The organism is Streptomyces cucumeris (assembly GCF_024295805.1).
Taxonomy (GTDB): Bacteria; Actinomycetota; Actinomycetes; order Streptomycetales; family Streptomycetaceae; genus Streptomyces; species Streptomyces cucumeris.
Window position 1 is genome coordinate 65,472 of record NZ_JANCLX010000041.1, and the last position, 5,697, is coordinate 71,168.

Consider the following 5,697-nt stretch of genomic DNA (forward strand, 5'->3'; position numbering starts at 1 on the left):
GCGGGGCCGCCCGGCGACCGGCGGGGGCCCGGGGGGGCCCCCGGCGCGCCCCCGTCCGTACGCGGAAGTGAGCGGCTCAGTGCGGTGTGGCCGCGGGCTCCAGGACGAACACCGGGATCTGCCGATCCGTCTTCCGCTGGTAGTCGGCGTAGTCGGGGTACGCCTGCACCGCGCGCTCCCACCACCGCGCCTTCTCGTCCCCCGTGACCTCGCGCGCGGTCATGTCCTGGCGCACCGGCCCGTCCCGCAGCTCCACCCGGGGATCCGCCACCACGTTGTGGTACCAGACCGGGTGTTCGGGGGCGCCGCCCAGCGAGGCGACGATGGCGTAGTGGCCGTCGTGCTCCACCCGCATCAGCGGTGTCTTGCGGATCTTGCCGCTCTTCGCGCCCCGCGTCGTCAGCAGCACGACGGGCATACCCCGCAACGTGGTGCCGTCGGCGCCCCCGGAGCTCTCGATCAGCTCGACCTGGTCACGTACCCACTTCTCCGGGCTCGGCTGGTACTCGCCCTCCAGTGGCATATCCGTCTCCTCGTCGGTCGGTCGCCGCTCGTCGACGACACATCCGGTGCGCAGCATTGCTGGTGACACTTCGGTAACACCGAACGGTCGCCGGATCATCCCGGAGCGCGGTGACCGGCCGCGCGCTCACCCGGGCGGCTCACCGGCATCCGGGCGGCTCGCAGATTGTCCGGGCGGCTCACCGGCGCCCGGCCCGCTCACGGTGCGGGTGCCAGCGCCCCCATCAGCGCCCGTGCGCACAGCTCGCGCACCTGTTCCCGGGACGGGCCGGGTTCGTCCAGCCACTCCAAGCAGACGGCCACCATGAACGCCAGCCAGCCGCGTACCGCCAGCCGCAGCGCGCCCGGGTCCTGGGGCGGAGCCGCCGCCGAGGGGTCGGCGGCGAGCGCGTCGAGGATCTGCTCCTCCACCCCCGCCAGATACTCCTTGTGCACCGCGCGCACCGTCGGATCGCCCGCCGCCTCCGCGCGGTGGAAGGCGCGGAAGCCCGAGGCGTGCTCCTCGACATGGGTGAGGAAGGCGTCCAGACCGGCGTCGATCTGCTCGCGGAACGGCAGCCCGGGCACCGCCTCGGTCAGCGTCAGCATCCGTCCGCTCTCCCGGCGGACCACCGCCGCGAAGAACTCCCGTTTGGTCGGGAAGTAGTGGTACAGCAGCCCCCGGGAGACTCCCGCGATCTCGGCCACCCGCTCGATCCACACATCGTCGTAGGGGTGCTGCGCGAACAGCCGCGCCCCCACCGACAGGAGCTGCTCCTTGCGCTCCTCGGTGCTCATACGGCGACGCACGCGCCCGCAGGGGTTGGCGACCATGGTCAGCACCCTACTTGACGCCGATTCACCGCCAGGACCACACTGAATCCGCTATTGAATCCACGTATAACAAGCGGGGCGGGCTCCCCACGGACCGCCGCACACGAGGGAGATGGCACCTATGGCGCAGCTGACGGGGGCGACGGACGGAGTCACGGCTCCCGGCGGATTCCGCGGCGCGGAGCTGGGCTGGCCCGAGCTCCACCGCATCCCGCACCCGCCCCGCCGGCTGCCGCTGCTCGGCGATGTGCTCGGGGCGAATCCGCGCACTCCGCTCCAGGACTCGATGCGGATCGCCCGCCGGCTCGGCCCGGTGTTCCGCCGGAGGGCGTTCGGCCGGGAGATCGTCTTCGTCTGGGGTGCCGAGCTGGCCGCCGACATGTCCGATGAGACCCGGTTCGCCAAACACGTCGGCCTCGGGGTCGCCAACCTCCGCCCCGTGGTGGGCGACGGGCTGTTCACCGCCTACAACCACGAGCCCAACTGGCAGCTTGCGCACGACATCCTGGCGCCCGGATTCAGCCGCACCGCCATGGAGGGGTACCACCGGGCGATGCTGGACGTGGCCGTCCGGCTGACGGACAGCTGGGATCTGCGGGAGAAGGCGGGCGCCGCGGTGGACGTCCCCGGCGACATGACCAAGCTGACGCTGGAGACCATCGCCCGGACCGGCTTCGGCCACGACTTCGGCTCCTTCGAACGCGACCGGCCGCACCCGTTCGTCTCGGCGATGATCGGCACTCTCTCCCACGCCCAGCGCCGCAACGTCCTGCCGCCCGGAGTGGCCCCGCTGATGCGGCGCGCCGAGCGGCGCAACACGGCCGACATGGCATATCTCAACCGCACCGTCGACGCCATCGTCGCCGCCCGCCGGGCCGACGGGGCGCCACGCGGACACGCCGACCTGCTGGACCGGATGCTGGAGGTCGCCCATCCGGAGACCGGCGAGCGGCTGTCCGCCGAGAACATCCGCCGCCAGGTCATCACCTTCCTGGTGGCGGGCCACGAGACCACCTCCGGCGCGCTCTCCTTCGCCCTGCACTACCTCGCCCGCCACCCCGACGTCCTGGCCCGTGCCCAGCGCGAGGTGGACGAGGTGTGGGGCGACACGGAGGAGCCCGCGTACGAGCAGGTGGCCAAGGCCCGCTATCTGCGCCGGGTGCTGGACGAATCGCTGCGGCTGTGGCCCACCGCGCCCGCCTACTCCCGGGAGGCGCTCCAGGACACCCTGCTGGGCGGGGTCCACCCGATGCGCCGCGGCGCCTGGGCGCTGGTCCTGGTGGCGATGTTGCACCGGGACCCCTCGGCGTGGGGGCCGGATCCCGAGGCGTTCGACCCGGACCGGTTCGCGCCGCAGGCCGTACGGGCCCGCCCCGCCCAGGTGTTCAAACCGTTCGGCACCGGGGCCCGCGCCTGCATCGGCCGCCAGTTCGCCCTTCACGAGGCCACCTTGGTGCTGGGACTGCTGCTGCGCCGCTACGACCTGCACCCCGACCCCGGCTACCGGCTCCGGGTCGCCGAGCGCCTCACCCTGATGCCACAGGGCCTTACGCTGCGACTCAGCCGCAGGAGCCGCGCCGCCCGGGAGTAGCCATGAGCCAGCCGCCGACCGACTCCGACGTCTCCGGCACCCCCGGCCCGCCGCCCTCGGAACTGGGGCGCCGGCTGGGCGTCCTCGACGCGGTGGTGGTGGGCCTCGGCGCGATGATCGGCGCCGGGATCTTCGCCGCCCTCGCCCCGGCCGCGCGCGCCGCCGGGTCCGGACTGCTGATCGGGCTGGCGGTCGCCGCGGCGGTGGCGTACTGCAACGCCACGTCCTCCGCGCGGCTGGCCGCCCGGTACCCCGCGTCGGGTGGCACCTATGTGTACGGCCGCGAGCGGCTGGGGGAGTTCTGGGGCCATCTCGCCGGATGGGCGTTCGTGGTCGGCAAGACCGCGTCCTGCGCGGCGATGGCGCTGACCGTCGGCCACTACATCTGGGCGGACCATGCGCGGGCGGTGGCGGTGGCGGCCGTGGTGGCGCTGACCGCCGTCGACTACCTCGGGGTGCGCAAGGCCGCCTGGCTGACGAGGGCCGTGGTGGCCGTGGTGCTCGCCGTGCTCGCCGCCGTGGTGGCGGGCGCGTTCACCTCCGGCGCGGCCGATGCCTCCCGGCTGGACCCGGGCGGCGACACCACCGTCGGCGGGGTGCTGCGCGCCGCGGGGCTGCTGTTCTTCGCCTTCGCCGGATACGCCAGGATCGCCACGCTCGGCGAGGAGGTGCGGGATCCGGCGCGCACCATCCCGCGCGCCGTACCGCTGGCGCTGGGCATCACCCTCGCCGTCTACGCGGCGGTCGCGGTGGCCGCCCTGAGCGTCCTGGGCGCCGACGGACTGGCCGGGGCCACGGCCCCGCTGGCCGATGTCGTCCGCGCCGCCGGGCTGCCGGGGCTGGTGCCGGTGGTGCGGGTGGGCGCCGCGGTGGGCGCGCTCGGCGCGTTGCTCGCGCTGATCCTGGGTGTCTCCCGGACCGTACTGGCGATGGCACGCGACCGGCGACTGCCCGCACCGCTGGCCGCGGTCCATCCGCGGTTCGCGGTGCCGCACCGCGCGGTCCTGGCCGTCGGTGCCGTGGTGGCGGTCCTGGCGGCCACCGTGGATCTGCGCGGGGCGATCGGGTTCTCGTCGTTCGGCGTGCTGGTCTACTACGCCATCGCCAACGCCGCCGCCAGGACCCTCACCCCGGCCGAGGGACGTCCGGTACGGCTGGTACCGGTCCTGGGCCTGGCCGGGTGTGCGGTCCTGGCGTGCGCCCTGCCGCTGACCTCGGTGATCGCGGGGGTCGTGGTCCTGGTCATCGGAGCCTGTCTGTACGGGCTGCGGAGGGCGCCGGCGTCGTGAGTGAGCCGAGGTCGGGGGGCTACGCCGCGAGGGGGTGTCCGTCGGCGCGACCGGTGGCGGGGGATGGGGGACCGGACTCCTTGTCGCCGTCCCGGTCCACCGCGGTCCTGGCACCGTCGGCCCGGCTTCCCCTGGCGGGGAACGTCAGGTCCGGTACGTCGACCAGAGGCGGCAGATCGGGCGTGAGCAGGGGCTGCTCATTTCTGTCCATGGGCGACGGGTACCCACGAGCGACGGGGTCATCCTGCGATACCGGTCACACTCGGACATCACGGTCAGTTCATGTCCGGAAGCTCCATGGAAACAGCGCACCCGCGGATGTCAGTCGGCCGGTGTCGGCTCCTCGCGGGGCGCGACGGCGGGCTGGGACACCGCCACCACCGTGGTCGCCGCCGGGCGCGGACGGCGCCGGGAGACGGCCACTCCGGCCAGGCACAGCGCCCCGCCCACCAGGGTGAGCGCCTCCGGTACCTCGTCCAGGAACAGCCACGACATGAGCACCACCAGCGCGGGCACCACATAGGTGGTCGCGCCCATCTTCCCCGCGGTGGTGCGGGCCAGGGCGAAGGCCCACGTGGTGAAGGCCAGGGCGGTCGGGAACAGCCCCAGATAGACCATGTTGAGGGTGGCGGACAGCGGTGCGTCCGCGGCCTCCGACACCAGGACGCCGGTGAACGGCAGACAGGCCACCGTGCCGATCAGACAGCCGAACGTGGTCACCTGGAGCGCCCCGGCGTGGCTCAGCGCGGGCTTCTGGGAGACCACACCGACCGCGTAGGACACCGCGGCCAGTACGCACAGCAGCACACCGAGGACCGAGGCGCCGCCCGCGCCGGACATCGAGACCCCCACGACCACCGCGCCGCTGAAGGACACCGCCATCCCCGCCAGCAGCGGTCGCGGCAGTCCCTCGCCCAGCAGTCTGCTGCTCAGCAGCGCGATGAGGATCGGTCCGATGTTCACGACCATCGCCGCGGTGCCCGCGTCGACCTGCTGCTCACCCCAGTTGAGCACCACCATGTAGATGCCGAACCACAGGATTCCCGAGCGGATGATGCCCGGCCACGCGGCGCGGGGCGGCAGCCCCACCCGGCGTATCAGGCTGAACGCGCCCAGCGCGAGGGTGCCGGTGAGCAGCCGTCCCAGCGCCAGCGCGCCGGGGGAGTACGCGGCGCCCGCGCTGCGGATGGAGACGAAGGCCGAGGCCCACAGGAGGACGGTGACGGCTGCCGCCGCCAGCGCGGCCCCTTGCCGGTCGGAGCTGGTGTCCGTGGTGTCGTTGATCGTCATGGCGGCGAGGCTGGGCCCCGTTCCTTTCGGCTGCGGACGAAGTGTGGGAGTGCCGGAACGGACGGCTAGTGCTGTGACCGCATAGGTTCGCCGGGTTCAGGCTGCGGCTGCGAGGGGGCGTCCGCCCCAGCGGATGCCCTTCTCGCTGCGAATGCGGGCCCGTTCCTTGCGTTGGGCGGCGAGTACATCGGG

General features: G+C 73.4%; 6 protein-coding genes. 2 read left to right on the forward strand and 4 right to left on the reverse strand.

The genetic code is table 11. The features are described from left to right. Window positions 1-76 precede the first annotated feature (76 nt). Window positions 77-523: a nitroreductase family deazaflavin-dependent oxidoreductase gene (locus tag NMK44_RS36790; protein ID WP_254751591.1), complete on the reverse strand. Its 447-nt coding sequence runs from the start codon at window positions 521-523 to the stop codon at window positions 77-79. Window positions 524-720: 197 nt separating this feature from the next. After that, window positions 721-1,335, reverse strand: a complete 615-nt coding sequence (locus NMK44_RS36795; RefSeq protein WP_254751569.1) for a TetR/AcrR family transcriptional regulator — start codon at window positions 1,333-1,335, stop codon at window positions 721-723. A gap of 112 nt (window positions 1,336-1,447) precedes the next feature. On the opposite strand from NMK44_RS36795, the gene NMK44_RS36800 reads away from it, so the two are divergent. Beyond that, window positions 1,448-2,926, forward strand: coding sequence for a cytochrome P450 (locus NMK44_RS36800; protein ID WP_374215394.1), 1,479 nt, complete (start codon window positions 1,448-1,450; stop codon window positions 2,924-2,926). A 2-nt stretch (window positions 2,927-2,928) separates the two neighbouring features. Further along, entirely contained in the window at window positions 2,929-4,215 is a 1,287-nt protein-coding gene (locus tag NMK44_RS36805) for an APC family permease (protein ID WP_254751577.1), read from the forward strand. Between the two features lie 19 nt (window positions 4,216-4,234). Here the strand turns inward: NMK44_RS36805 and NMK44_RS36810 are convergent, their stop codons facing one another. Together NMK44_RS36810 and NMK44_RS36815 are read right to left on the reverse strand one after the other, a co-directional pair. Further along, entirely contained in the window at window positions 4,235-4,426 is a 192-nt protein-coding gene (locus NMK44_RS36810) for a hypothetical protein (RefSeq protein ID WP_254751579.1), read from the reverse strand. A 110-nt stretch (window positions 4,427-4,536) separates the two neighbouring features. Further along, window positions 4,537-5,505, reverse strand: coding sequence for a DMT family transporter (locus NMK44_RS36815; RefSeq protein WP_254751581.1), 969 nt, complete (start codon window positions 5,503-5,505; stop codon window positions 4,537-4,539). Window positions 5,506-5,697: the final 192 nt, after the last annotated feature.

Excerpts from the sequence above, each read along its gene's own strand:
- NMK44_RS36790 (WP_254751591.1), bottom strand. The coding sequence starts at position 523 with ATGCCACTGGAGGGCGAGTACCAGCCGAGCCCGGAGAAGTGGGTACGT.
- NMK44_RS36795 (WP_254751569.1), bottom strand. The coding sequence starts at position 1,335 with ATGGTCGCCAACCCCTGCGGGCGCGTGCGTCGCCGTATGAGCACCGAG.
- NMK44_RS36800 (WP_374215394.1), top strand. The coding sequence starts at position 1,448 with ATGGCACCTATGGCGCAGCTGACGGGGGCGACGGACGGAGTCACGGCT.
- NMK44_RS36805 (WP_254751577.1), top strand. The coding sequence starts at position 2,929 with ATGAGCCAGCCGCCGACCGACTCCGACGTCTCCGGCACCCCCGGCCCG.
- NMK44_RS36810 (WP_254751579.1), bottom strand. The coding sequence starts at position 4,426 with ATGGACAGAAATGAGCAGCCCCTGCTCACGCCCGATCTGCCGCCTCTG.
- NMK44_RS36815 (WP_254751581.1), bottom strand. The coding sequence starts at position 5,505 with ATGACGATCAACGACACCACGGACACCAGCTCCGACCGGCAAGGGGCC.